At 68.0% G+C, this 24,774-nt stretch carries 25 protein-coding genes; 16 read left to right on the forward strand and 9 right to left on the reverse strand.

Features of this window, described 5'->3' with window-relative positions; genetic code table 11:
- The first annotated feature begins 215 nt into the window (after positions 1–215).
- The 4 genes from NS6_RS14645 (at position 216) to NS6_RS14660 (ending at position 4,770) form a co-directional block, all read left to right on the forward strand.
- Positions 216–1,493: a cytochrome P450 family protein gene (locus tag NS6_RS14645; protein ID WP_068041920.1), complete on the forward strand. Its 1,278-nt coding sequence runs from the start codon at positions 216–218 to the stop codon at positions 1,491–1,493.
- 211 nt (positions 1,494–1,704) lie between these two features.
- Entirely contained in the window at positions 1,705–2,976 is a 1,272-nt protein-coding gene (locus NS6_RS14650; RefSeq protein WP_068041924.1) for an acyl-CoA dehydrogenase family protein, read from the forward strand.
- Positions 2,977–3,307: 331 nt separating this feature from the next.
- Positions 3,308–4,093: a PaaI family thioesterase gene (locus tag NS6_RS14655; RefSeq protein WP_068041926.1), complete on the forward strand. Its 786-nt coding sequence runs from the start codon at positions 3,308–3,310 to the stop codon at positions 4,091–4,093.
- The gene (locus NS6_RS14660) at positions 4,090–4,770 is read left to right on the forward strand and encodes a TetR/AcrR family transcriptional regulator (RefSeq protein WP_245669348.1); all 681 of its coding nucleotides are present in this window, start codon (positions 4,090–4,092) and stop codon (positions 4,768–4,770) included. The genes NS6_RS14655 and NS6_RS14660 overlap by 4 nt, the downstream gene beginning before the upstream one ends.
- Positions 4,771–4,921: 151 nt before the next feature.
- Here NS6_RS14660 and NS6_RS14665 read toward each other — a convergent pair whose 3' ends face one another.
- On the reverse strand, positions 4,922–5,782 hold the full coding sequence (locus tag NS6_RS14665) for an SDR family oxidoreductase (protein ID WP_068041928.1): 861 nt from the start codon (positions 5,780–5,782) through the stop codon (positions 4,922–4,924).
- A 124-nt stretch (positions 5,783–5,906) separates the two neighbouring features.
- Positions 5,907–6,323, reverse strand: a complete 417-nt coding sequence (locus tag NS6_RS14670; RefSeq protein ID WP_068041931.1) for a hypothetical protein — start codon at positions 6,321–6,323, stop codon at positions 5,907–5,909.
- 467 nt (positions 6,324–6,790) lie between these two features.
- On the opposite strand from NS6_RS14670, the gene NS6_RS14675 reads away from it, so the two are divergent.
- Positions 6,791–7,399, forward strand: a complete 609-nt coding sequence (locus NS6_RS14675) for a DUF8020 domain-containing protein (RefSeq protein WP_068042269.1) — start codon at positions 6,791–6,793, stop codon at positions 7,397–7,399.
- The gene (locus NS6_RS14680; RefSeq protein ID WP_068041935.1) at positions 7,396–8,127 is read left to right on the forward strand and encodes a hypothetical protein; all 732 of its coding nucleotides are present in this window, start codon (positions 7,396–7,398) and stop codon (positions 8,125–8,127) included. The genes NS6_RS14675 and NS6_RS14680 overlap by 4 nt, the downstream gene beginning before the upstream one ends.
- Positions 8,128–8,189: 62 nt before the next feature.
- Here NS6_RS14680 and NS6_RS36230 read toward each other — a convergent pair whose 3' ends face one another.
- The gene (locus NS6_RS36230; RefSeq protein WP_281211410.1) at positions 8,190–8,321 is read right to left on the reverse strand and encodes a hypothetical protein; all 132 of its coding nucleotides are present in this window, start codon (positions 8,319–8,321) and stop codon (positions 8,190–8,192) included.
- Between the two features lie 38 nt (positions 8,322–8,359).
- Here NS6_RS36230 and NS6_RS14685 point away from each other — a divergent pair, with 38 nt between their 5' ends.
- From NS6_RS14685 to NS6_RS14705, 5 genes are all read left to right on the forward strand, one after another.
- Entirely contained in the window at positions 8,360–8,569 is a 210-nt protein-coding gene (locus tag NS6_RS14685) for a hypothetical protein (RefSeq protein ID WP_157112762.1), read from the forward strand.
- A gap of 197 nt (positions 8,570–8,766) precedes the next feature.
- Positions 8,767–10,425, forward strand: a complete 1,659-nt coding sequence (locus tag NS6_RS14690) for an alkaline phosphatase D family protein (protein ID WP_068041940.1) — start codon at positions 8,767–8,769, stop codon at positions 10,423–10,425.
- A 171-nt stretch (positions 10,426–10,596) separates the two neighbouring features.
- Positions 10,597–12,384 (forward strand): FAD-dependent oxidoreductase, encoded by a 1,788-nt coding sequence (locus tag NS6_RS14695; protein WP_068042271.1) that lies wholly within the window; start codon positions 10,597–10,599, stop codon positions 12,382–12,384.
- A 389-nt stretch (positions 12,385–12,773) separates the two neighbouring features.
- A complete protein-coding gene (locus NS6_RS14700) occupies positions 12,774–14,081 on the forward strand; it encodes an MFS transporter (protein ID WP_168443488.1) in 1,308 nt (435 codons plus the stop codon).
- Between the two features lie 21 nt (positions 14,082–14,102).
- Positions 14,103–14,564, forward strand: a complete 462-nt coding sequence (locus NS6_RS14705) for a PaaI family thioesterase (RefSeq protein WP_084471055.1) — start codon at positions 14,103–14,105, stop codon at positions 14,562–14,564.
- 64 nt (positions 14,565–14,628) lie between these two features.
- Here the strand turns inward: NS6_RS14705 and NS6_RS14710 are convergent, their stop codons facing one another.
- Positions 14,629–14,997, reverse strand: coding sequence for an Rv1352/Rv1906c domain-containing protein (locus NS6_RS14710; protein WP_068041943.1), 369 nt, complete (start codon positions 14,995–14,997; stop codon positions 14,629–14,631).
- 236 nt (positions 14,998–15,233) lie between these two features.
- Between NS6_RS14710 and NS6_RS14715 the strand changes: the two genes are divergently transcribed.
- Positions 15,234–16,277 (forward strand): CobW family GTP-binding protein, encoded by a 1,044-nt coding sequence (locus NS6_RS14715; protein WP_068041946.1) that lies wholly within the window; start codon positions 15,234–15,236, stop codon positions 16,275–16,277.
- A gap of 7 nt (positions 16,278–16,284) precedes the next feature.
- Here the strand turns inward: NS6_RS14715 and NS6_RS14720 are convergent, their stop codons facing one another.
- From NS6_RS14720 to NS6_RS14735, 3 genes are read right to left on the reverse strand one after another with little or no spacing between them, the layout of a single operon-like run.
- The gene (locus tag NS6_RS14720; protein WP_068041950.1) at positions 16,285–16,740 is read right to left on the reverse strand and encodes a molybdenum cofactor biosynthesis protein MoaE; all 456 of its coding nucleotides are present in this window, start codon (positions 16,738–16,740) and stop codon (positions 16,285–16,287) included.
- Positions 16,733–18,082, reverse strand: coding sequence for a bifunctional molybdenum cofactor biosynthesis protein MoaC/MoaB (moaCB, locus tag NS6_RS33890; protein ID WP_084471056.1), 1,350 nt, complete (start codon positions 18,080–18,082; stop codon positions 16,733–16,735). Before moaCB ends, NS6_RS14720 begins: the two co-directional genes overlap by 8 nt.
- Entirely contained in the window at positions 18,079–19,302 is a 1,224-nt protein-coding gene (locus NS6_RS14735) for a molybdopterin molybdotransferase MoeA (RefSeq protein ID WP_068041953.1), read from the reverse strand. The genes moaCB and NS6_RS14735 overlap by 4 nt, the downstream gene beginning before the upstream one ends.
- A gap of 154 nt (positions 19,303–19,456) precedes the next feature.
- Here NS6_RS14735 and moaA point away from each other — a divergent pair, with 154 nt between their 5' ends.
- From moaA to NS6_RS14755, 4 genes are all read left to right on the forward strand, one after another.
- Positions 19,457–20,515 (forward strand): GTP 3',8-cyclase MoaA, encoded by a 1,059-nt coding sequence (gene moaA / locus NS6_RS14740; protein ID WP_068041956.1) that lies wholly within the window; start codon positions 19,457–19,459, stop codon positions 20,513–20,515.
- Complete coding sequence (locus tag NS6_RS14745; RefSeq protein WP_068041958.1) at positions 20,508–20,750, forward strand: MoaD/ThiS family protein; 243 nt, start codon at positions 20,508–20,510, stop codon at positions 20,748–20,750. Before moaA ends, NS6_RS14745 begins: the two co-directional genes overlap by 8 nt.
- A gap of 232 nt (positions 20,751–20,982) precedes the next feature.
- The gene (locus NS6_RS14750; RefSeq protein WP_068041961.1) at positions 20,983–21,696 is read left to right on the forward strand and encodes a YciI family protein; all 714 of its coding nucleotides are present in this window, start codon (positions 20,983–20,985) and stop codon (positions 21,694–21,696) included.
- A gap of 191 nt (positions 21,697–21,887) precedes the next feature.
- Complete coding sequence (locus NS6_RS14755; protein ID WP_068041964.1) at positions 21,888–23,171, forward strand: RNA polymerase sigma factor; 1,284 nt, start codon at positions 21,888–21,890, stop codon at positions 23,169–23,171.
- 36 nt (positions 23,172–23,207) lie between these two features.
- Here the strand turns inward: NS6_RS14755 and nadE are convergent, their stop codons facing one another.
- Positions 23,208–24,032 carry an NAD(+) synthase gene (gene nadE / locus NS6_RS14760; protein ID WP_068041967.1) on the reverse strand — a complete coding sequence of 275 codons (825 nt, stop codon included), beginning with the start codon at positions 24,030–24,032 and terminating at the stop codon, positions 23,208–23,210.
- Positions 24,033–24,043: 11 nt separating this feature from the next.
- Entirely contained in the window at positions 24,044–24,667 is a 624-nt protein-coding gene (locus NS6_RS14765) for a TetR/AcrR family transcriptional regulator (protein WP_068042279.1), read from the reverse strand.
- Between the last annotated feature and the right edge of the window lie 107 nt (positions 24,668–24,774).

Here is a 24,774-nt window from a genome sequence, read left to right on the forward strand (position 1 = left end):
TTCGCCTGCTGCGGCGGGCCGCAGATGTGTGGACCAGTCCAATGAATTTCTCGAAATACACGTGTGGGCAAGCCTTTTCGAAAGCAAACAGATAGTCCGGCAGTGTCGTAACATCGCGTCGTTCCGGCTCGAGCCAGTACGCAGGAGGAGGCTCGAACCGGTGCCCGGCCGGTGGAAAACCATCGGTCCCGCCACCAGACGTATGGAGTTCCTTCTTGACCAGCTCGGAATATCGAAGGCTCGCCCCGCCCACGGCCGGTCCCGGTTCACACGATGACCCCCGGTACGCGTTGTATCTCCCGGAATTCGCCGCCGATCCGCATCGCGCCTACCGGGAGATGCGCCGGCGCTACGGATCGCTCGCACCCGTGGAACTGGCCCCGGGGGTGCCTGCCACATTGGTGATCGGCTACTCGACCGCGCTGCGGGTACTCAACGATCCCGAACGCTTCCCTGCCGATCCACGGAACTGGCAGAAGGATGTTCCGGCGGGATGCCCGGTGCTGCCGATCATGGAGTGGCGGCCGATGGCCAGCCGCTGCGCCGGTCAGGAGTTCCTGCGCTACCGGCAGGCGATCACGACCAGTATCGACGAAGTGGATATGTTTGCCATCCACGCCGTGGTGGAGAACATCGCCGGCCCGCTGATCAACTCGTTCTGCGCGGACGGGCGTGCCGAACTCATCCAGCAATATGTTTTCCCCCTGTCGTTCCAGGTGATCAACTATCTGCTCGGCAGCCCCCCGGAGGTCGGTCAGCAGGTCGCCGCCGGTATCGCCGCCATGCTCGAGGGGATCGACGCGGAGGCCGGCAGCCGGATGCTGGGCGAGGCCCTGGCGAATCTGGTGACGATGAAGCGCGAGAACCCCGCGGCCGATATCACCTCGGTACTGCTGCGGCATTCCGCGGAGCTCTCCGATGAGGAGGTGTCCCATCATGTTTCGCAGGTGTACGGAACCGGGATCGAATTCGAACTCAATCTGATCGTCAACACCCTGCTGCTGATCCTCACCGACGACCGGTTCGGTGGCAGTGTGCTCGGGGGCAACCTCACCTCGCGCGATGCCCTGGATGAGGTGCTGTTCAACGATCCGCCGCTGGCCAACCTGCTGGTGACCTATCCGCGGATGCCGATCCTGCTCGACGATGTCTGGTTGCCGGCGCATCAGCCGGTGGTGATCAGCATGGCCGCCTGTAACAACGATCCCAAGATCCGTGGCTCGGAGCTCACCGGTAACCGTGCCCATCTCGCCTGGGGGCTGGGGCCGCACGCCTGCCCCGCGCAGTCGCTGGCCTACATCATCGCCGAAGGGGCGATCGATCAGCTGCTGGACGCGCTACCGGAGATGCGCGCCGATTTCCCCGACGGCGAACCCGAGTGGCGTCCGGGCCCGTTCCATCGGTCGCTGGTGGAACTCCCGGTCAGCTTCCCGCCTGGTGCGCCCCTGCTGGGGGTCGAGCATGCAGCGGCCCGTCCCGCGACATACACCTGACGAAAGGCGGTACGGGCATCCCCGCGTCTCGCGAGGTTCGGCGACGCGTGTGAAGGGGCCGTGGGAGCCGGGCGCGCCGGCTGCGGTATCTCGAGATCGACGAGGCTCTCGGGATACCGGACCACGCCCGAATATCGACGCGAGGGGGCGGGGGTATTACTTGAATCCGGATTCAAGTTGGTTTAGCGTGCGGAGAGCAGCGAAGGTCCGCATGCGGCGCATCGAGCCGCGCCCCGAAGATCGGAGTTCTCCCGTGGAACTGTTCACCTCGACCGACCGCGCCCGCGAGTACCGGCAGAAACTGCTCGGTTTCATGGACGAGTGCGTGTACCCGGCCGAACCGGTCTACGCCGAGCAGATGGCCGCGGCCGGCGACCCGCATCATCACCCGCAGATCCTCGAGGATCTGAAGACCGAGGCCAAGGAGCGCGGCCTGTGGAATCTCTTCCATCCGCACGAGGAATGGGGCCCGGGGCTGACCAACCTGGAGTACGCGCCGCTGGCCGAGATCATGGGCCGCAGCCCGGCGCTGGCACCGGAGGCATGTAACTGTTCGGCGCCCGATACCGGGAATATGGAGGTGTTCACCCTCTTCGGTACCCCAGAACACAAGCAGCGCTGGCTCGAGCCCCTGCTCGACGGCACCATCCGCTCGGCCTTCGCGATGACCGAGCCCGGTGTGGCCAGCTCCGATGCGACGAATGTCGAGATGCGGATGGACCGCGACGGAGACCACTACGTGCTCAACGGCCGGAAATGGTTCGCCTCCAATGCCATGCACCGCAACTGCAAGGTATTGATTGTCATGGGCAAGACCGATCCGGAGGCGCCCAAACACCGGCAGCAGTCGATGATGGTGGTGCCGATCGATGCGCCAGGGGTCCGGGTGGTGCGCAATCTGCCGGTGTTCGGGTATGTCGACCGCGAGGGGCACGCCGAAATCGAATTCACCGATGTCCGGGTGCCGTCGACCGATGTACTCAAAGGCGAAGGCGAGGGGTTCGCGATCAGCCAGGCGAGGCTCGGACCGGGTCGGATCCACCATGCGATGCGTGCCATCGGTATGGCCGAGCGCGCCCTGGAACTCATGTGCGCGCGGGCCGAATCGCGTATCACGTTCGGGCGCAAGGTCAGTGAACGCGCGAATATCCGCGACTGGATCGCCGAGGCCCGCATCGATATCGAACAGGCACGGCTGCTCACCCTGAAAACGGCCTGGATGATGGATACGGTCGGCAACAAGGAGGCGCGCACGGAGATCGCGGCCATCAAGATCGCCGCGCCGGTGATGGCGCTGCGCATCGTGGACCGCGCGATCCAGGTGTACGGGGCGGCCGGGGTCACCGAGGATTTCCCGCTGGCCAGTATGTACGCCCATCTGCGGACACTGCGTATCGCCGACGGCCCCGACGAGGTGCACAAACTGACCATCGCCCGCGCCGAACTCGGCAAGGCCCGCGCCGCCGCCGAGGCCGCCCGCTGAACTCCCGGCAAGCCGGGCCGGTGGCGCGGAACCCGCCGGCCCGGCTTGCCGCTCGGGCTACGCGCAGGCGCCGGTTGTCCCGGAGAGGGAAAGGACCGGCCGAAGACTTGTGCCTCCTGAATTCAGGCGCCGGGCTCTTTCCGGCCGGCACCGACGGTGCTGTCGGGGAGCTCGGTCGTGGCCGAGCCCTCGGCGGAGTTTGCCGGCATCGCGCCGGCAATCCGCCGGCGTAGCTGCTGTGCACGCGCCCGTCGGCGGATACGTTGAATAGGTCCTGACGGTGCCCGGCGATCACCGGGTGGTGTCGTGGACGAGCACGAGGAGGCAACGGATGAGCGTGGAGACCGGTACGGAACCGCAGCGGCGGCGCCATATTCTGCTGGAGCTGGGGTTCGCGACCACGATGGTGGGGGAGGAGCTGCACGGGTCGGCGACGATCACCCCGCAGATGCATGTACCGGGGACCGACCGGCTGCGTACCTCGATTCTCGCCACTTGGACCGATACGGTGACGGGGCTGCTCGCAGCGCTCACTCTGGGGCCGCGGGTCCCGGTCACGCTCGAACTCGATGTGCACCTCTACCGGCCGGCGCCGAGTTCCGGTGAGGTGCGGGCGGTGGGCCGCACGATCAAGGCGGGGCGTTCGGTCTTCGTCGCGGAGGTGGAGTGGACCGTCGACGGGGAGCCTTTCGCGTTCGGCGGTGGGTCGTTCATGGTGTCGCCGAACGAGGAACTGCGGTTACCGGAGCAGATGAGTATCGATATGCCGGTCACCGGCCGGCTGCTCGCGGTACCGCTGGCCGAGCGGGCGGGTTGCGAGCGTCGAGCACCGGGGACCGCGGTGCTGCCGCGTACCGACGACGGCCTGAACGCTTCGCGCACGGTGAACGGTGGCCTGATCGCGCTCGCCGCCGAAGAGGCGATGCTCTCGCTCGCTCCCGGCGCGACCCTGAGCACGTTGGGGCTGCGCTATCTGCAGGCCGCGCGAGTGGGGCCGGTGGTCGCCGCCGCAACGCTGCGGGCCGATGTGGTGCGGGCGACGCTACGCGACGCCGGTAACGAGGATCGGATCACCACCTTGGCGACGGGCCGCCTGTTTCCGGCGACCGGCCGGTGACAGCGCGGGAAGGCAGCCCGGAGGCGGAGACCGTAACCGGCCCCGGCGCCGCGGAGAGACCGGCCGGCGCGCGCCCGGCGCCGAAGAGCCGGCGCGGCATCCGGACCCGGGCCGCACTGGTGGCCGCGGCGCGGCAGGTTTTCGAAAGCGACGGGTTCGTCGATGCCCGGATCAGCGATATCACGCGCACCGCGGGCGTGGCATCGGGTTCCTTCTACACCCATTTCGACAACAAGGAAGAGATCTTCTCCGAAGTCGTCGCGCAGGTCCGCGACGAAATGTTGCATCCACATGTCCGGGCCCGGGGTGGTAGTGCCGATCCGCGGGACTGGATCGCCGCCGCCAACCGGGAGTACTTACGCGCCTACCGGCGTAATGCCCGGCTGATGGCGGCGCTGGAACAGGTATCGCGGGTCGATCAGCAGTTCGCGGCCCTGCGCGCCGAACGGGCGTCGGCGTTCATCGATCGCAACGCGGCGCTGATCCGTGATCTTCAGCAGCGCGGACTGGTAACGCCGCGGCTGGACGCGCGGGTGACGGCGCTGGCGTTGTCGAGCATGGTGAGCCGGATGGCCTCGCTGGTGTTTGTCGAGGGCGAGAAGATCGGATTCGATACGTTGCTCGAAACCCTGAACTGGATCTGGTTCAACGCACTCCAACTGCCCGAACAGCCGTGACGTCGGCGTCACCGCCTTCGGACACGAAAAAGCAGAAGAAGCTCAGGGACACCAGGTAGAGCCATGGCAACCCGTACAGCAGGCGACCGGTGCGGGGCCGGGCCGTCTCGACGGCACTGCCCGGTGTGAACAAGTCCGGCGCCCGGTGTCATCACCCGCGCCGGGCCGCGGTGAACCCCAGGAATTTCCGGAGGTATCCCACTACCCCCCGCAACGGGACGGCCCGCGGCCAATCGTTCGGGCGGAAGTGGGCGTCGGTACCACCGTCTACGAACAATACACTGCCGCAAAGGAATTCAGCCGAGGGGGACAGCATCATGTACACCCAGTCGGCGATGTGCTCGGGTTTGCCGAAATTACCCGTGGGAACCGGGAAGGCCTCGACCGCCTTGGCCTCCGCGGGCGTGGCGAGCTGGCGCTCCAGCAGCGGGGTCAGGATGGCACCCGGCGCGATGACATTGAGCCGGATACCGGCGCCCGCCCATTCCGGCCGGACGGCGTGGCGGCGGACCCAGCGGCTCACCGCGATCTTGGACGCGGCGTACACGAAAGGCGCGGCCTGGGCGCCGAAGATCCGCACAGTGCGGACCGCGCGAGCGGGATCGCCGGCCAGAAATGCCTTGACCGTCCGGTTCTGCACCATAGGGACCGTGGTGGAGGAATTGCTGCCGAAGGCCACCACACGCGCGGCGCCCGTTGCGGCGAGGGCCGGGCGCCAGCCCTCGAGCAGATCGACCACGCCGAGATAGTTGACCGCGGCGATCACCGGGAGTCGCGCCCGATCGCGTACCGGCCCCAGTCCCGCCGCCAGGACGGCGCCGTCGAGCCGCCCGTCCGCCGCTTCGAGCACGCTGTCGATCGCCTGGCGGCGTCCTGCTGCGGTGGAAAGGTCGGCGACGATATCGGTTTCCTGGATATCCACGCCGATCACGCGGTGCCCCTCGGCTGTCAGCTTCTCGGCGACGGCACGGCCCATACCCGATGCAGCTCCGGTGACCGCATAGACACCCATCCGAAATCCTTCCGTACGACCCGGCGTCTACCCGCCCGGCGATTTCGTCGGAGTCTGTCAAAATTGCCGGGCCTGTCAAGCGCTCTGGAAGCAGAAGCGCGGGCCGGCTGATGCGCCGACCGGGTCAGAACGGCAGGTGAACCCACTCCGGCAGCGTGAAGCAGATGATGCCGAAGTCGTATCCGACCTGGACGTTGACATCTGTGGCGGCGCCCCCGGCGGAGACGGTGTGCCGCCCGAGCACGGCCGGATTCCAGTCCGCGGTGAACACGCCGGGTTCCTCCTCTTCGACCGGGCCGAACGTGCCGCCGCCCGGCTGCCCGTTCACCGAATCCTCGAAAACCACCCGATCGCCGGGCGCGCCGGTGGCGGTCACGGTGTACGTGCAGCCGACGCCGTACTGGATGAAACCCAGGCCGAAACCGCCGGATACGCCGACATCGGTGATGGCGGCCGAGGCGGCGGCAGGCCGGCCGAGGACGACTGCCGCGGCGAGCGCGCAGGCGATGACCCCGATGTAGCGACTTCCCGATGAGTTCATGGCCGGCTCCCGGTGGTATCGGCAGGTATCGGACATCCTGGTAAGTAGTCGAGCACCCGCGGATCACGGGACACAGCCCCGGATGATCACGAAGTGTGTGCGGGGGTCACGAATCGGGTAGTGCTCACCGAAGGCACTGCGGGAATCCGGCGTACGTGTAACAGCCGGGGGTCTTCGAGTGGATAACGGTGCGTAAACGTTATCGAAGTCGTGGGATTGCCAGATGAATGCTGATGGCCGGTTCTGTCGTTCGCTGCGGACATTGCCGAACGGTATAACCGTTGCGTCGGGCGAGTTCTGTGGAATTCCGCCACCGAATGCCCGTTATTGCGTAGCAATTTAAATGATGAACATTCCTTTGAATTCTGGGTATGCACCTCGAGTCCGAATATCGGTATGGTCCTGTGCGCGAACTGAAATCGCAGCCGCCCGTTACGGGCGGTCTACGTGAGAAGGAATTGAACGTAATGAAGTTCGGCACTTTCGCCGCAACCGCACTTCTGTCCGTCGCCGCCGTCGGTATTTCGGCCGCGACCGTGCACGCCGAACCGGCGGCTCCGGCTCCCACGCTCGAAAGCGAGGGTGTCGACCAGGGAATCGCCTACGAAACCAGCGTCGACCAGAAGACACAGACCATCGTCACCGAGGTCGAGAACGGCCGATTCGAACTCACTCCCGACGGCGCCACGGCCGTACTGAAAGCCGTCAGCGGCGCCGTCGTGGCCGAGGTACCGCTGACCTACGAGATCTCCGGCAGCGATATGGCCGTCGCACACGAGATCAGCGACGACGGCACCTCTCTCGAACTCACCCCGACCGTGACCGCCGAGAACATCGGCGAGATGCGGCCGGTGAGTTCGATGGCGCGGCTCACCTCCGAACTGGAGAAGAACGTCGCCGGGGTCGCGGTCGGCGCGGTGCTGGGCGGCCTGCTCGGCGCGCTTGTCGGACTCGGCTTCCTGAGCATCATCACCGGCCCGATCGGATTGCTCGTCGGCGGTGTGGCCGGCGGTTACGTCATGGGTGGGCAGTCGTTCGGTGACGCCGTGGCGGCGGTCCTGCGCGGCGAACCGTGACCGATCCGGCACCGAACGAGAACGACGGGCAGCCGCCGCTTTCGAAGCAGGACAAACGAGCACGGGTAGGAGCCACCGCGGCGGCCATCGCCATCGCGGCGGTGGTGACCTCGATCGTGCTGGGAATCGGGATCGCCGCCCTGCTGGCCACGGCCGGTGGTGGCGGCGCCGAGGAGGCGACCGAGGACCTCGCCGCACCCACCACGGCCGCCACCACCGCGATCGCCGGGACGACCACGACACCCGCACCGCCCGTGTCGCCGGACGTACCGCCTGCGGCCTCCGCGCCGCCGACCACCACCCCGCCCCCCTTGGGCACCGCGGGGGAGGTCAACAAGGAGGCGAAACAGGCGCCGCCGAAGGTGGAAGTGGCCGCCGGGGAATGTCTCAGCGGATTCGGTGAGAAAGAAGTCACCGAAGCACCCTGTGGCAGCGCGGAATCCCGGTACAAGATCTCCGCGGTGGGTCCGGCCGCAACGGCGTGTCCCGCCGACGGCGACACCAGCCATACGATCGCCGACACCACCCTGTGCCTCGATATCGACTGGGTCGTCGGCAGTTGCGTGGACGTGTCGGGCGATGAGCCCCAGCGGGCCGACTGCGGCCCCGGCGGGGTACAGGTGATCAGCATCCTGCCGGACACCAACAGCGTCAACGCCTGCCCCTCGGCCGACAGCGGATTCGTCTACGACCAGCGCCGCTTCGTGGTCTGCTTCGCCGGCCTCTAGCCGACCCGGAAACCGTGCGGCGGATGGTAGCGGTCCGCCGAGTGCGCGGTTACGGTCGGCCGTCATGAATATGCCGGTGCGTCGTCGCCGGCCGACGGGTCCATATGGGCGGTGGCCAGTGCACGAGTGGGCCCGATCAGTTCGCCGACCCGCGCATCGGCGACGGTGTACGGGAGGAGCCGGCGAACCCGCACGTGCACGATCCGTCGTGGTTCCGGACGCCGGATTTCCCGTGACCGGCAACGCTGGTCGCCGATATCACGAGTTGTTGCAGGGCGGGGCAGTCGACAGGGCACGACAGGAAGGCGATCGCGGTGTCGAACAATTCGGTGACGCCTGCGCTGCGATGGATTTCGGGGAGCCCGATGTAGTGGTGGTCGAGGCGCCGGCCGGGCCCGCTGGGGCCACGGCCTCACACTGGCGGCATCGTATCGCCCGGTGAATGCGGTCGCCGTTCGGCGGGTACGGGAACAAGGAACCCACGGGCCGGGCAGTGTGACCGGGAGTGGCGACTCGCGGGCAATCGGCCCGAGCGGTCCGGAGCTTGCCGAGTCGGCGGGCCGGGTCGTGTGGCCGTATCGCTGCGGGGACCACCGGGTCACGGTGACCACCGGCGGGGGACAGGCCATAATTTGATTCATGCCCCTATCCCGTCGCAGATTGCTGCATGCGGGGTCGGCCGGTGCCGTCGCAGTGCTGGCCGGTGCGGGGCTGGTGAGTAGTGCACCGTTACGAGCGCCGCGTCTGCTCGGCGACCCGTTCACGCTCGGAGTCGCTTCCGGCGATCCACTGCCCGACGGCGTGGTGCTGTGGACGCGCCTGGCCCCCGACCCTTTCGCACCCGACGGGCTGGCCGGGACCGGGCTTGCGCCGGTCACCGTCGAATACGAGGTCGCCGAGGACGAGCAGTTCCGCCGGATCGCCGCCCGGGGCAGCGCGGTAGCGACCCGGGAACTGGGCCACAGTGTGCATCCGGAGGTGCACGGTCTGGCGCCGGATCGCTGGTACTTCTACCGATTCCGTGCGGGTTCGGCGATCTCACCGGTCGGCCGCACCCGCACCGCCCCCGCGACCGGAGCGCGGACCGAGCGGCTGCGGTTCGCGTTCGCGTCCTGCCAGCACTGGAGTTCCGGCTACTACACCGCATACGAGCACCTGGCCGGCGAGGACCTGGATCTGGTGGTGCATCTCGGCGACTACATCTACGAAATGGAATGGGCGCGCGGCCGGGTGGGGTCCGCGATCCCGCAGACGTTGCGTGATGAGGCCACCGACCTCACCGGATACCGCCTCCGTTACGCGCAGTACAAGGCCGAACCGGAACTGCGCGCGGCGCACGCCGCTTTTCCCTGGGTCTGCACTTTCGACGATCACGAGATCGACAACAACTGGGCGGGTTTCGAACCCGGCGCCGGAATCGATATCCATCTGCTGCCCGCTCTGTTCCGGCGGCGCCGCGCCGCCGCATTCCAGGCGATGTACGAACATCTGCCGCTGCGTATCGAACAACTCCCGACGGGGCCGTACGCCCGGATGCATCGCCGGTACACCTTCGGTGACCTGGCCGATCTCACCATGCTCGACACCCGCCAGTACCGTTCATCGCTGGTCTGCGGCGACGGTGCGAATCTGGTCGTCGACTGTGCGGATCGCTTCGACCCCGACCGTACGATCCTGGGCGTCGAACAACGCGAATGGCTGATCGACGGTCTCACCCGCTCGCCGGCGCGCTGGCAGATCCTGGGCAATCAGGTCGCCATGGCGCAATCGGACTACGACCCCGGTCCCGCCGTGGCGGTGGGGACCGACGCCTGGGACGGCTATGTCGCCGATCGCAACGCGGTTCTCGCGGCGGCCGCCGCCCGCGGCCGCGGAGATCTGGTGGTGCTCACCGGCGATCGGCACGAGAACTATGTGGTCGATATCCGCGGCGATTACCGGGATCCGGGGTCGCCGGTGGTGGCCACGGAATTCACCGGTACCTCGATCACCACCGGTCGCGACGGCGCGGACCTGACCCCGCGTGGTCGAACCTTGCTGGCCGCCAATCCCGATATGAAGTTCTTCAACGGTCAGCGCGGCTACGTCCGGGTGGAGGTGGATCACCAGCTGTGGCGCAGTGATTTCCGGGTGGTGCCATACGTGCGGGAACCCGGTGCACCCGTTGCCACCCGAGCGAGTTTTGTGGTCGAACACGGCCGGCCCGGCGCCGAACACGCCGGGGATCCGGGTCCGGCGACCGCGCCGCCGGAAGTGGAGGTATCCGGCCACGAAACGGAAATCGACGCAGGACGATGAGCGCGGGCAGCCCCGCGGAATTCGTGACCACGGTGGGTTCGCCGGAACGGGGGCTGTTGCGTCGTCGTCGATCGGGCATCCGGCCGTTCACGACTGCAGTTGGCCGAAAAAGCCGATTTTCTGACCGCGCGTGTGTTTCCGCCGGGTGACCCAGGCCATATTCTCGGAAGAATGTCCAGTTCCGCAACGAGTCCCGGCACCGGCGCCGGGCCCGGCCAGACCTTCGACTACGACGTACTCGTCATCGGCTCCGGCTTCGGCGGCAGCGTGAGCGCTTTGCGGTTGACCGAGAAGGGTTACCGGGTCGGTGTCCTCGAGGCCGGGCGCCGCTTCGCCGACGACGAATTCGCGAAAACGTCCTGGCGGGCCAGGCAGTACCTGTGGGCGCCCTACCTCGGGTGTTTCGGTATCCAGCGGCTGGCGTTGTTGAAGGACACCCTGATCATGGCCGGGTCGGGGGTCGGCGGTGGTTCCCTCGTCTACGCGAACACGCTGTACGAGCCGCCGGAGAAGTTCTTCCGGGACGGGCCGTGGGCGCATATCACCGACTGGAAGGACGAGCTCGGTCCGCACTACGACCAGGCCAAGCGCATGCTGGGCGTGACCACCAACCCCGCCACCACCCCGAGCGACCGGGTGCTGCGTGAGGTGGCCGAGGAGATGGGGGTCGCCGATACGTATCAGCCGACCCCGGTCGGTGTGTTCTTCGGCGGCCCCGGCGCCCGGCCCGGTGCGGAGGTCGAGGACCCGTATTTCGGCGGGGCGGGCCCGGCGCGGCGCTCCTGCACCCACTGTGGTGAATGTATGACCGGCTGCCGTCACAATGCCAAGAACACACTGGTGAAGAACTACCTGTACCTGGCCGAGCAGGCCGGTGCCGCGGTGCATGCACTGCGCACCGTCACCGATGTGAAGCCGCTGCCGGGCGGCGGGTATGCCGTCGAGACCGTGGCCACGGGTCGCTGGGTGCGCAAGAAGCGCACCACCTACACCGCCGAACAGGTGATCTTCTCGGCCGCGGCGCTGGGAACTCAGCGGTTGTTGCACAAATTGCGTGATGCCGGATCGCTGCCCGATATCTCCGGCCGGCTCGGTTTCCTCTCGCGCACCAACTCAGAGGAACTGCTCGCCATCCGCAGCCGGGGGACGGACAACGATTTCACCAAGGGGGTGGCGATCACCTCGTCGATCCACCCCGACGCCGATACCCATGTCGAACCGGTGCGCTACGGCAAGGGCAGCAATGTGATCGCACTGCTGGGCAGCATCATGGTGAGCGAGGAGCCCGGCGTATCCAAGCGACGGCTCTGGTTGCGGGAGATGTGGCGGCACCGTCGCGATATGCCGCATCTGCAGAATCCGCGGCACTGGTCGGAGCAGTCGATCGGCCTGCTGGTGATGCAGTCGGTGGACAATTCGATCACCACTTACACCAAACGCGGCCTGTTCAAGCGCAAGATGACCACGCGACAGGGCGAAGGCGCCCCCAACCCGACCTGGATCCCTGCCGGGCACGAGGTGGGGCGGCGGGTCGCCGGCAAAATCGACGGAACCCCCGGCGGGCCGCTCAGCAGCGTTTTCGATATCCCGATGACCGGCCATTTCATCGGCGGCTGCGTGATCGGTGACAACGCCGAATCCGGTGTGGTCGACCCTTACCAGCGGCTCTACGGATACCCGGGCCTGCACGTGATCGACGGTTCGACTATTTCGGCGAACCTCGGGGTGAATCCCTCGCTCACCATCACCGCGCAATCCGAGCGGGCTGTCGCGCTGTGGCCGAATAAAGGGGAGGCGGATCCACGGCCGCCGCTGGGATCGCCGTATCGGCGGATCACGCCGGTGCAACCGGTCGCGCCGGCGGTCCCCGCCTCGGCGCCGGCGGCGCTGCGCCTGCCGTTGGTGGAGGTGAAGCACCGCGAGCGCCCGGAAGTGGCCGCGGGAGAACAGGCCCACTGATCCACATCCAGGTGGCGCGGGCAATCGCCGAACAGCCCGCCGGAGCCGGCCACGAAACCTCGCGGCCGGCTCTGTGCGCCTGTCCACCGGTGCGTCGGCGGCCCGATACCGGGCAGGCGTGACCACCTTCACATAAGCTGGGAAGTTGCTGATCAAAGCCATCGGACCGGTGGGTCCGGAGCTGGTCTGCGTTTACCCAGGGCAAATCCCGGGTAACGGTTTGTGGTCGATACTCGCCGGAACCCGGTCGCCGGCGGGCGCGACGCTATGGGTCGGCCGGGCCGACTGGCCGCGCGCGCCGGAGAGGACTGACCGTGACGGAGCAGCAGCCGGAAGCACCACGGCTCGAGAAGCAACCAGAGGGCGCGCACCTCGAGAAACCGCAGGATATGCCGAATCTCAAGAAGTCGGTCGCGGCCTCGGCGATGGGTAATGCCACCGAATGGTTCGACTACGGCGTCTACGCCGCCACCGCCACCTATCTCACCGACGCGTTCTTCCCCGGTGAACTCGGCACCCTGGGCACGATGCTCGGGTTCGCGGTGTCGTTCGTCCTGCGCCCGGTCGGCGGAATGGTGTGGGGCCCGCTCGGCGACCGGGTGGGGCGCAAGGTGGTCCTGGCCACCACCATCCTGCTGATGGCCGCGGCCACCGGTCTCATCGGTGTCCTGCCGACCCACGGCCAGGTGGGGGTGCTGGCGCCGATCCTGCTGATCCTGCTCCGGGTGGTGCAGGGCTTCTCGACGGGTGGAGAATACGGCGGTGCGGCCACCTACCTGGCCGAATGTGCCAGCGATAAGAAGCGCGGCTTCTTCGGCAGTTTCCTGGAGTTCGGCACGCTCGGCGGGTTCGTCGGCGGCTCCGCGGTCGTGCTGTTGTGCCAGTTGATCCTCGGTTCCGAGGCGATGCACGACTGGGGCTGGCGGATTCCGTTCCTGATCGCGATTCCGCTGGGCGCCATCGGGTGGTATCTGCGGACACGGCTCGACGAATCCCCGGTCTTCACCGAGGTGAACGAGAAGGAGCATCCCGAGAGCGGGCTGCGGATCCTTCTCGCCACGTACTGGCGCGAAGTCCTGATCCTGTTCGGTCTCGTGGTGGCACTGAACGTGGCGAACTACACGCTGCTCACCTATCAGCCGACCTACCTGCAGAACACCATCGGTATGGGGGAGTCCACCACGACCGCCATGGTGCTGATCGGCCAGCTCGTCATGATGCTGTGCGTACCGTTCTTCGGAAAGTTGTCCGACCGGGTCGGCCGTCGGCCCATGTGGTTGTTCTCGCTGGTGGGTCTTGCGGTGTTCGCCGTGCCGATGTACTGGCTGATGGGCCAGGGCACCGGCTGGGCGATCCTCGGCTTCGTGGTGCTGGGCCTGCTGTACGTACCGCAGCTGTCGACCATCAGCGCGACCTTCCCCGCCATCTTCCCGACCCACGTCCGATATGCGGGCTTCGCCCTCGGCTACAACCTGTCCACGGCCATCTTCGGTGGAACCGCACCGCTGGTGAACGAGGCAGTGATCGAGGGCACCGGCTGGAGCTTGTTCCCCGCCGTCTACATGGTGGGTGCCTCGCTCGTCGGCCTGGTCGCCTGGGCCTTCTTGCGGGAGACCGCCGGTACGTCGCTACGCGGGACCGAAGTACCCGACGCCGATCCGCACCACTCGGCCGCGGAGAAACAATCCGTCGCGTGACCTCGGAAGGGCCGTCCTGCCATGAGCGATACCCGCAACCCGGCCGTCGCCGAGATCGTGAACTCGGCGCTGGAGCACACCATCCCGGTCGCCCACCGGATGGGTGTGCACGCCGAGGAGGTCCGGGCCGGCTATGCCGCGGCCACCGTGCCTGCCGAAGGCAACGGTAATCATTTCGGCGTCATGTACGCGGGGGTGCTGTTCACCGTGGGTGAGATCCTGGGTGGTGCGATTGCCGTGGCCAGTTTCGATACCGCGAAGTTCTATCCGCTGGTGAAGGATCTGCGGATCGCTTTCCGCCGGCCCGCCACTACGGCGGTGCGGGCGGAGGCGACGCTGGCGGACACCGAGATCGAGCGGGTCAGTACGGAGGCCGCGGCGAACGGTAAAGCCGATTTCACGCTGCGCGCGGTGCTCACCGATATCGACGGCGTCGTCGTCGCCGAAACCGAGGGGTTGTATCAGCTGCGCGCACATGCCTGAATCGAGCGAACACCGACCGGGCCCGGCTCCCGCAGCAGGGGGCCGGGCTCGGTCGTATCCGGGTTCAGAAGCCGGCCGAGCCCGTGGGGGAGGGCGGCACCATCCGCCACGGTCCGCAATTGTGGGTGCGGAAACCGGCGTCGGACGTTTTCACGGTGACCCGGACCGGGCCCAGCCTCGTGTAGTTGTTCTCGATGATGTACTGCATATTCGTGTTGTCGCCCTCGATCCGCCACAGTCGCCGCCAATCGCAGCCCCGGGCCGGATCCACGGGCCCGGGTGATTCCCAGACGCCGGGCCGCATATCCACGCCGACCCGATAGACGCCGTCGTTCGGGATGAAGTCGGCGGGTTGGGCCGCCGCGCTACCGCTGCCCAGCATGATCGCCGCCGACAGCATTGCCGCGGCGGTCGGCAACGTACCTGCACGCATTCGGTACTCCTCGGTAAATCCTGTTACGGTATCTATTCCGAGATTCCCCCCGATCTCCCCGGCACAATTACCAGAATCCCCATACCGGTTTCGGGGATTGCGGAATGTTCTCCCGAATTCCACGAAAGAAAGTCCGGTGAACGGGAAATCCGGACAACGGGGAATGTGAAACATAATCAATTCTCCTCGCAGCTGCCGGGCTGCCGGTTGCCCGAGCGAGTCAGTAAGGTGGTCGGGTGGCTGAGCGCATACCCGTGGTGATCGTGGCCGGATTCCTGGGCGCCGGGAAGACCACCCTGCTCAACGGTCTGCTGCACAACAACCGGGGCACCCGGATCGGTGTGGTGGTCAACGATTTCGGTGCCGTCAATATCGACGCGATGCTGGTCGCCGGGCAGGTCGACGCGATGGTTTCGGTGGGTAGCGGCTGCGTGTGCTGCGCCGTGGACGTCGCCGAACTCGACGAACTGTTCACCCGGTTGACCGACCCCCGGGCCGGTATCGATGTGATCGTGGTGGAGGCCAGCGGGTTGGCCGAACCGCGCAACCTGGTGCGAATGGTGGTCGGCAGTGAGAACCCCCGTATCCGGTACGGCGGCCTACTCGAAGTGGTCGACGCCGCCGAATTCGCGACCACCCGCGACCGGCATCCGGAACTGGCGAACCACCTGCGGCTGGCGGATCTGGTGGTACTCAACAAGGTCGATCGGCTCGGTGCCGGCGAAACAGCGCGATTGCGGTCGGAGATCACGACGATCACCGGAGGCGCGCCGGTGTACGCCACCACCCGCGGCCGTATCGACTCCGGCCTGCTGTTCGACCCCCGCCACCGTGACACTCCGCGGATAGGTGAACAACTGAGCCTGGACGAACTCCTGCACGACCACGACGTAGAGGACCCGGGCGGCGACGAACACCGCCACCTGCACGACGACTACACCAGCACGGTGTTCACCACCGCCGCCGGGCTGCATCCTCGCCGCCTCATCGAATTCCTGGAGAACCCGCCACCGGGTGTGTTCCGCGCCAAGGGGTTCGTGTCGTTCGCGGTGCCGGACACCGGGCGATACGTGGTGCACTTGGTGGGCCGGGCCATCACCCTCGAGCCGGCTCGCCGCTCCCGCGCCGGGACCACCGAACTGGTGCTGATCGGTACCGGCCTGGACACCGGCGCGGTACACGAACGGTTACGCGAAACCGTGCACACCGGCCCGGAATCGCTCGCCGAACAGGACATGCTCGGCATCTGGCGCTACATTCCTGTGGAAAGTACCGTCTGAACGGCGGTCAACCGCAGGCGTTCACCCATTCGGACATACCGTCGGTGAACATCTGCCGTTTCCAGATCGGCACCTCGTGTTTGATCCGGTCCACCAGCGCCGAACACGCCGCGAACGCCTGCGCGCGATGCGGCGCCGCCACCGCCGTGACGATGGCCAGATCACCCACCGCCAGCTCCCCGACCCGATGTACGGCCGCCACCGGCAGGCCCGTGGATTCCGCTATCGCGGCGCAGCATTCGCGCAGGAACCGGGTCGCCTGCGGATGCGCCGAATACTCCAGCGCCGAAACCGCCTGCCCGCTGTCGTGATCGCGGACCAACCCGGTGAACACGACGACCGCGCCGAAACTCGGCCCGCGCACGGCGGCGTCCACCACGGCGGGTTCCAACGGCCGGTCGCTGATTTCGGCAAGCCGGACCTCGCCGGACCCGCCAGGATGCTGTGCAGATTTTTCAGGCATGAGCGCTCTCGTTTCCCCTCTCGGCCCGCGATGCCCCCTGGCCGCCCTCGTGTGCCCCGCCGCCCGCCACCTGCGCGAGCAGATGCCCCAGCAGCGGTTCGAGCACCGCGATACCGTCTTTCACACCACCCGGTGACCCGGGCAGATTCACCACCACCGACTGTCCGGCCAGCCCCGCGACACCCCGGCTCAACGCCGCGAGCGGGAACTTCGCGGTGCCGCGCCGGCGGATGGCCTCGGCGACTCCGGGCAGTTCCCGATCCAGCACTGCCGCGGTCGCTTCCGGTGTCCGGTCCGAAGGTGCCGCGCCGGTTCCGCCGGTGGTCACCACCAGATCCGGCCCGGTCCGCAGCGCTTCGGTGAGCCCGCCGGCGATATCGGCGTCCGCGTAGACCAGTGGGCCGCGCGTGGAATACCCGAGTCCCCGCAGCCACGCCACCAGATGCGGTCCGGTGGTATCGGTCCGTGTCCCTGCCGCCGCCCCGGTGGACGCGACCACCACGACGGCCGTGCCGCTGGTTTCGCCACCGGATGGGCGTGCGGGGGTGCCCCCGGACGCAAGTGCTCCGCCGTCCGCACCGGAATCGCGGGTGTCGGCGCCATGCATGCGTGCGTGCTCGTCGTGACCCGCGCTGTGGGTGCCGCCCGGAGCCTGTGTGCGGGCCGCGCTGTCCGTGGCTTGCTCGGGTGCCCTGTCGTCAGGTCCTTCCGCGTGGCCCCGACCGTCCGGTGCGTACGTGGCGGAGCTGCCGCCTGCGGTGCGCGTAGCGGCATCGCTGCCGGCGGCGGATGAGCGTGGGGTGCCGGCCGGGACGGTGTCGGCGCCGGGTGCGGTGAATGTGCCGGGCTGCGGTACAGGAGCGGCGGCTGTATCGGGGCGCCTCCACTGGCCCCTCTTACCGCCCTCCTTGGTGAGCAGCCGGACGCCGTTCAGCACTGCCGCCGGATCCACCGCCTTCACCATGTCGTGCAAGGTGAGCCCGGCGACCGCGACCGCTGTCAGCGCCTCCATCTCCACCCCGGTCGGGCCGGTGGTCTTGGCCGCTGCCTCGATCGTGATCGCGGAGTCGGTGAAACCGAATTCGACCTTCACCGAGGAGAGCGCGAGCTGATGGCACAGCGGAATCAGATCGGAGGTTTTCTTCGCCGCCGCGATCCCGGCCAGCCGGGCGGTGGCCAGCACATCGGCCTTCGGCATACCGTCGGCACGGACCAGCGCGACCACTTCGGGCGTGGTCAGCAGTTCGCCGCCCGCCACCGCGATCCGGGTGGTGTCGGGCTTGGCGCTCACGTCCACCATCCGGGCCCGGCCCGCGGAATCCACATGCGACAATTCGCTCATAATGTCCACACTCGCACAGTCGCTCCGGCCGGAAGTTCGGTAACTGCCGCCGGAATATCGATCAGTACATCGGCCGCCGCCATACTCGCCACCAGATGCGATCCGGGTCCGGAAACCACTTCCACCGCACGCGGCTGCGAACCCTTCCACACCAGTTTGCCGCGTAGGAACTGCCGCCGCCCCTCCGGTGAGCGGCGGACAGCGCCGAGCAGCGGAAGTTCGTATTCCGGTACCGGCCCCAGCCCCGCGACCCGGCGCAGGATCGGGCGGGCGAGCACCTCGAACGACACCACCGCGCTCACCGGGTTCCCCGGAAAACTGAGCACGGGTACGCCGTCCACCACGGTCAGTCCCTGCGGTCCGCCGGGCTGCATGGCCACCGCACCGAACTCGCCGCCCAGCGGGATCAACACCTCCCGCACCACTTCGAAATCGCCCTGGGAGACGCCTCCGGTGGTGATCACCAGATCAGCCGTCGAGGTGGCGGTGCGCAGCAGATGCCGGAACTGCTCGGGGTCGTCGCCGCTGTGCTGGATGGCGGTGACCTCGACACCGTTGGCGGTGAGGGCCGCGGCCAGCGCGATTCCGTTCGAGTTGTAGATCTGCCCCGGCCGCAGCGGGTTACCCGGGGCGACGAGTTCGTCGCCGGTGCTGATGACCACCGCCCGTACGGGCGCGAAAACCGGCAGCTGGGCGATCCCGGCCGCGGCGCATGCCGCAATATGCCGCGGCGCGAGTGTCGTCCCGGTGGTGACCAGTTCGGCGCCTGCACGCACATCACTACCGGGTTCCCGGACGAATTCGCCTGCCGAGCGCCCGCGTTCGATCCGGACGGTATCGGCGCCGGCGGCCGTATCCTCCACCGGAACCACACAGTCCGCGCCCGGCGGCAGCGGTGCTCCGGTCATCACTTTGCGTGCCGTCCCCGGGGCGAGCGGTTGCAGACCCGCGTCACCGGCGGCTACGACGCCGGTGAGCGGCAGATCGACCGGCGGTGCGGTCATATCCTGGGCGCGCACCGCATAGCCGTCCATCGCCGAATTCCGGAATACCGGCAGATCGATCGGCGCATGCATATCCGCGGCCAGTTGCCGGTCGAGCGCTTCGGCCACCGGCACGGTGTCGACCGGCCGGGCGGCGAGTGGGCGCAACAGTTGTTCGATGGTGTCGCGGTAGTCGTCCGCCGACCGGACCGGGGGACTGGCGGGCCGAGAGATCATGCGCTCAGACTAATGGCGGCGGCCGGGCCGGCGCCGCCGTATCGCCTGGCGTCCGCTGTTGTACGCCACGCCCGCGCGGCAGGTAGGCCGGGCATTATGCAGCGATCCGGCAGAGGAGCGGTGCATGTGGCGGCCCGGCGTCCATAATGGTGGGGTGACGCTGGTCGATATGGGGATACCCACTGTGCGGTCCGGGCGCCCGTCGCTGGACGGGCGTCCGGAAACACCGCTGCTGGTGGATCGCTTCGGCCGCACCGCGCGTGACCTGCGGGTTTCCATTACGGAGAAGTGTTCGCTGCGCTGTACGTACTGCATGCCCGAGGAGGGGCTGCCCCCGATACCGCCGCAGGAGCTGCTCACCGCGGGTGAGATCGCCAGGCTGGTCACCCTCGCGGTGCGTGAGCTGGGGATTCGCGAGGTCCGCTTCACCGGCGGCGAACCGCTGATGCGGCGTGATCTCGAGGAGATCGTGGCCGGCTGCCATATCGCCGCCCCGGCTGTCCCCCTGGCGATGACCTCGAACGGAATCGGGTTGCGCCATCGCGCGGCCGGGCTCGCCGAGGCGGGCCTGAGCCGGGTCAATATCTCCCTGGACACCGTCGACCGCGCCGGTTTCGCCCGGCTCACCCGCCGCGACCGGCTGGAATCGGCGCTGTCCGGGATCCGGGCCGCGGGCGCGGCCGGATTGGCGCCGGTCAAAGTGAATGCGGTGCTCATGCGGGAAACCCTCGACGGTGCCCCCGACCTGTTGCGCTGGTGTCTCGACGAGGGCTGCGAACTGCGGTTCATCGAGGAGATGCCGCTGGACGCCGATCACGAATGGGCGCGGGCGAATATGGTCACCGCCGCGGAACTGCTCGATGTGCTCGGCACCCGTTACCGGCTCACCGCCGTCGGCCGTGAAGATCCGGCTGCCCCCGCCGAAACCTGGCTGGTCGACGGCGGCCCCGCCACCGTCGGCATCATCGCCTCGGTCACCCGCAAATTCTGCGATACCTGCGACCGCACCCGCCTCACCGCCGACGGTATGCTCCGATCCTGCCTGTTCAGTGATCAGGAGTTCGATCTGCGCGGCGTGCTACGCGCGGGCGCGAGCGACGAGGAGCTGGCGCAGCTGTGGCGCGGCGCGATGTGGCAGAAATGGGCGGGTCACGGTATCGATGCCGCGGACTTCGTCCCACCGGAACGCACGATGGGAGCAATAGGTGGTTGAGGTCCGCTATTTCGCCGCCATCGCCGACGCGGTCGGCAAGGATGCCGAAACCTTGGACCTTCCGCCCGGCGCGACCGTCGCCGATCTGCGCACCCGCCTGACCGCTGTCTACGGTCCGGACCTCGACAAGATGCTCGCTGTCTGTGCCTACCTGGTGGGCGACGAACTGACCCGCGACACCACGGTCACCCTTCCCGCTCGCGTAGACGTCCTACCGCCTTTCGCCGGCGGTTAGTGCACAGCCGGGGTGCGCCCTCACTGGCAGTTCGCGGTGCCCGAGCGCTTCGCCTGCGGTACGTCGAACCGGACGATGTTGCCGGTTGTCGCCGAACTCGAAGGAGCGGTAGCGGTCCGGCGGGCGGTGCTTTCCGCCGAGATCTTGCGCGACCTGTCGAAGATCCACATCCTCGCTCGTCGTTTCGGTGAGAGGGGTGTCGGGCTCCTCACCGACGCGGAAGGAAGACGATATGTACTACCTGGCATTGCTGACCGGCGACGAAGGCGACTCAGTGGCACAACCGGACACGGCGGAGTTCGATGCGGAGGTCGAACAGTATGCGGCGTTCGACGCCAGGGTGGCCGAGGTCATCGCCGGCGGGGCCGCGCTGTATCCGTCGGCGGACGCCGTCACCGTCCGCCGGGCCGGACCGGGCACCTTGGTCACCGATGGCCCGTTCGCCGAGCACGCCGAGGTGGTCGGCGGGTTCTACGTGTTCGATGTGCCCGACCTGGACGCGGCGACAGATCTCGCCCGGCAGCTGCCGGCGGTGGCGACGGGTTCGGTCGAACTCCGTCCGCTGATCCAGTGGCTGCCACACGACGAGCCCGGACCGGACTGGTGGATGGCGCTGCTGTGGGAGCAGGCGGATACGACACTCACGCCGGGTACGCCGGAGTGGGACAGCGCAGTCGCCGAGCACCAGCGGTTCGGTGAGCGGTTCGGGTCGGCGATGCGTGGTGGTGGTGTCCTGCGACCGCCGTCCACCGCGACCACCGTGCGCGGCACCGACGGGCCACCGCTGCTCACCGACGGACCGTTCACCGAAACAGCGGAGGTCGTGGCGGGGCTGTACCTGTTCACCGCACCGGACCGCCGCGCCGCGACGGAAATCGCCGCAAGGATCCCGATCGGGCCGGGCGGCGGCACGGAGGTCCGCCGGGTGGTGGACCTCGGGACCTGAGCAGGCGGGCACGGTGGCGGTAGCCGAGCGTAACCAGGCAGGACCTTTGCTCATGCCGGATGTACGAAGCATGGGTGGGCAGGTCCGGAAGTGATAGCGGAACGCCACCGGATGGTGGCTCCGTTGCTGCCAGGTGGACGGGGGCCGGGGAGCAGCCCGGCAGGGCTCCGCTCATGCCCGAGGGACAGCGGATGAGCGCGGCGCGGCCGGCGGTCGATCTCGACGGTGTGTACCGGGCCGAGTTCGGCCGCGCTGTGGCCACTCTCGCTCGGTACACCGGTGATATCGATCTGGCAGAGGACGCGGTACAGGAGGCGTTCGCGATCGCGTTGCGTACCTGGGACCGCGACGGTGTCCCGGCGAATCCGGGTGCCTGGATCACCACGACCGCCCGCCGGCGCGCCCTGGACCGGCTGCGCCGGGAGTCCGCGCGCCACCATAAGGAACACGAGGCCGTCCTGTCGGCACCGATCCCCGCGGATATCGAGATGAGCGAATTGCCGGACGACCAGTTGCGGATGATCTTCACCTGCTGCCATCCGGCGCTGGGCCCCGAATCGCGGGTGGCGTTGACTCTGCGGCTGGTGTGCGGTTTGCGGACCGCGGAGATCGCCCGGATGTTCCTGCAATCGGAGGCGACGGTGGCGCAGCGGATCAGCCGCGCGAAGGCCAAGATCAGGCATGCCGGGATACCGTTACGCGTCCCACCTGCGCATCTGCTGCCGGAACGGGCGCCGACAGTGCTCGCGGTGGTGTATCTCCTGTTCACCGAGGGTTATTTCGCGACAGCCGGCCCCGATGCGGTGCGCGACGAGCTGTGCGACGAGGCGCTGCGGGTCGGGCGGCTGCTGTGCGCCCTGCTACCGATCGAGGAGCGGGCCGTTCGAGCGGAGGCGCACGGGCTACTGGCCCTCATGCTGCTGACCGACAGCCGCCGCTCGCAGCGCCGCAACAGCGTCGGCGAACTGGTCTCGCTGGAGGAGCAGGACCGCAGCCGGTGGGATCGCCAGGTGATCCGAGCCGGGCTGAACTGCCTGTTGGTCGCGGCCGAGGGCGCCGGGCCGTATCTGGCGCAGGCCCGGATCGCCGCCGCGCATGCCGTCGCCCCGACTTGGGCGGCCACCGACTGGGGCGCGATTGTCGCGGCCTACGACGATCTGCTCGACTACATGCCGTCACCCGCGGCGGGGGTGAACCGTGCGGTCGCGCTGGGTTTTCGCGACGGCCCGGAGGTGGGTCTGCGAGCGCTGGCGGAGATCGCGGACGACAGCCGAGTAGCCGGTGGGCAGCCGATGGCGGCCGCGCGGGCCGATCTGTACCGCCGGGCCGGGCGTTTCACCGAGGCCGCACAGAACTACCGGATTGCGCTGGCTGCCGCCGGCAACGACGGCGCACGCCGATATCTGCGCCGCCGGCTGGACGAAGTCGAGCAGAGCTGTACGGAACCACGGCAGCCGCCCGGCGTGCAGAGGTGAGCGGGCCCGGCGGCCGGGTGTGCTGAGCGAAGCCCGTCAGCGCCACCAGTCGTCGAGCGGGGTCACCGGCACCGTCCGCTTGTGCCGGGTGTTACGGAAGACCGATTCGATCCGCTCGGCAACCTCGGCCGTCACATCCTTGCCTTCGAGGTAGTCGTCGATTTCGCTGTAGCGCAGCCCGAGTGCTTCCTCGTCGGGTAGGGCCGGGCGGTCGTCCTCGAGGTCGGCGGTCGGCACCTTCGACCACAGTCGCGACGGTGCGCCCAGTTCTTGCAGCAGGGCGGCGCCCTGGCGTTTGGTCAGGCCGGTGAGTGGGGTCAGGTCCACGCCGCCGTCACCGTATTTCGTGAAGAAGCCGGTGACTGCTTCGGCGGCGTGATCGGTGCCGACCACCAGTAGGTTCTCCTGGCCGGCGAGGGCGTATTGGATCACCATCCGTTCCCGCGCTTTGATATTGCCGCGCACGAAATCGCGTAATTTGCCGACCTTCAGTGCCGAAGCCACTTCGGCCGCCACCGCGTTCGCGCCGGGCCGGACATTGACCACCACGGATTCGTCGGGCGCGACGAAGGTCATGGCGACCCGGGCATCGGACTCGTCGGCCTGCACACCGTAGGGCAGGCGTACCGCGACGAAACGCGCTTCGGCGCCGTCGGCGCGGAGTTCCTCGGCGGCCAGCTGGCACAGGCGTCCGGCGAGCGCGCTGTCCTGACCACCGCTGATACCCAGTACGAAACCCTTTGCGGGCGTGGCGCGCAGATAGTCTTTCAGGAAATCGACGCGGCGCCGCACCTCGTCCTTGGGTTCGATACTCGGCTGTGCACCCAGCTCTGCGATGATCTGATCACGCACGTTTCCCATGCCGGACCACTCTACTGCGCCGCCGGTCCGGCGACCCGGCGAACCAGGGCTTCCCAGTTGCTCGCGATCTGCTCGCGGGTGTAGCCGAGAGTGCGCAGTTGGTGCAGGACGAGTCCGGCGGCCAGTACGCCCAGTAGCGCGTCGGCCGACAGACCGCTGTCGCCGGGCGTATCTGCCTCACGGAGCAGCATCGCCACATGGGTTTTCAGCACCCGATAGGGCTGGCTCGAGTAGTGCCGTTCCGGGGATCCCAGTTCGGCCGCCCGATGGAGTTCGCCCTCCACTTCGATATCGAGCAGCCGGGCCTGCCCGAAGGCGATGAGCCGGTCCACCGGCGCGGCTCCGGGGCCCAGCGGTGGCGGGCCGAAGATGAACGCTTCCTGCGCCAGGGTTTCGGAATGGTCCAGCAGTGCGTACATGAGGCCGGTGCGGCTGCCGAAGCGGCGGAACACCGTGCCTTTTCCGACGCCTGCACGTTTGGCCAGGGCGTCCATGGTGAGCGCGTCCACGCCGTGTTCGCGCACGAGTTCGCGAGCGGCGTCGAGCAGTCGCCGCCGGTTGCGGGCGGCATCGGCGCGTTCGGCGGGTTCGGTGGTGCCGGGTAGCTGGGGGCCGACCCGATGGGCCGGCCGGATCGGCGCGGTGGAGAATTCGTCCGCCGGGTACGGCCGGGGCGTTTCGCCGGGGCGTGGGGCGTCCGCCGGGCCTGGGAGGGGTGTGTCGTAGTTCACGGCGGGGGAGG

Origin of the sequence: Nocardia speluncae NBRC 108251 (genome assembly GCF_001613245.1) — a bacterium.
Classification (GTDB): Bacteria; Actinomycetota; Actinomycetes; order Mycobacteriales; family Mycobacteriaceae; genus Nocardia; species Nocardia speluncae.

Bases quoted from the DNA above. Each gene is read 5' to 3' on its own strand.
- NS6_RS14695 (WP_068042271.1), top strand. From the start codon at position 10,597: ATGTCCAGTTCCGCAACGAGTCCCGGCACCGGCGCCGGGCCCGGCCAG.
- NS6_RS14690 (WP_068041940.1), top strand. From the start codon at position 8,767: ATGCCCCTATCCCGTCGCAGATTGCTGCATGCGGGGTCGGCCGGTGCC.
- NS6_RS14755 (WP_068041964.1), top strand. From the start codon at position 21,888: ATGAGCGCGGCGCGGCCGGCGGTCGATCTCGACGGTGTGTACCGGGCC.
- NS6_RS14700 (WP_168443488.1), top strand. From the start codon at position 12,774: ATGCCGAATCTCAAGAAGTCGGTCGCGGCCTCGGCGATGGGTAATGCC.
- NS6_RS14705 (WP_084471055.1), top strand. From the start codon at position 14,103: ATGAGCGATACCCGCAACCCGGCCGTCGCCGAGATCGTGAACTCGGCG.
- NS6_RS14710 (WP_068041943.1), bottom strand. From the start codon at position 14,997: ATGCGTGCAGGTACGTTGCCGACCGCCGCGGCAATGCTGTCGGCGGCG.
- NS6_RS14720 (WP_068041950.1), bottom strand. From the start codon at position 16,740: ATGCCTGAAAAATCTGCACAGCATCCTGGCGGGTCCGGCGAGGTCCGG.
- NS6_RS14750 (WP_068041961.1), top strand. From the start codon at position 20,983: ATGTACTACCTGGCATTGCTGACCGGCGACGAAGGCGACTCAGTGGCA.
- NS6_RS14735 (WP_068041953.1), bottom strand. From the start codon at position 19,302: ATGATCTCTCGGCCCGCCAGTCCCCCGGTCCGGTCGGCGGACGACTAC.
- NS6_RS14650 (WP_068041924.1), top strand. From the start codon at position 1,705: ATGCGGCGCATCGAGCCGCGCCCCGAAGATCGGAGTTCTCCCGTGGAA.
- NS6_RS14655 (WP_068041926.1), top strand. From the start codon at position 3,308: ATGAGCGTGGAGACCGGTACGGAACCGCAGCGGCGGCGCCATATTCTG.
- nadE (WP_068041967.1), bottom strand. From the start codon at position 24,032: ATGGGAAACGTGCGTGATCAGATCATCGCAGAGCTGGGTGCACAGCCG.
- NS6_RS14670 (WP_068041931.1), bottom strand. From the start codon at position 6,323: ATGAACTCATCGGGAAGTCGCTACATCGGGGTCATCGCCTGCGCGCTC.
- NS6_RS14665 (WP_068041928.1), bottom strand. From the start codon at position 5,782: ATGGGTGTCTATGCGGTCACCGGAGCTGCATCGGGTATGGGCCGTGCC.
- NS6_RS14675 (WP_068042269.1), top strand. From the start codon at position 6,791: ATGAAGTTCGGCACTTTCGCCGCAACCGCACTTCTGTCCGTCGCCGCC.
- moaCB (WP_084471056.1), bottom strand. From the start codon at position 18,082: ATGAGCGAATTGTCGCATGTGGATTCCGCGGGCCGGGCCCGGATGGTG.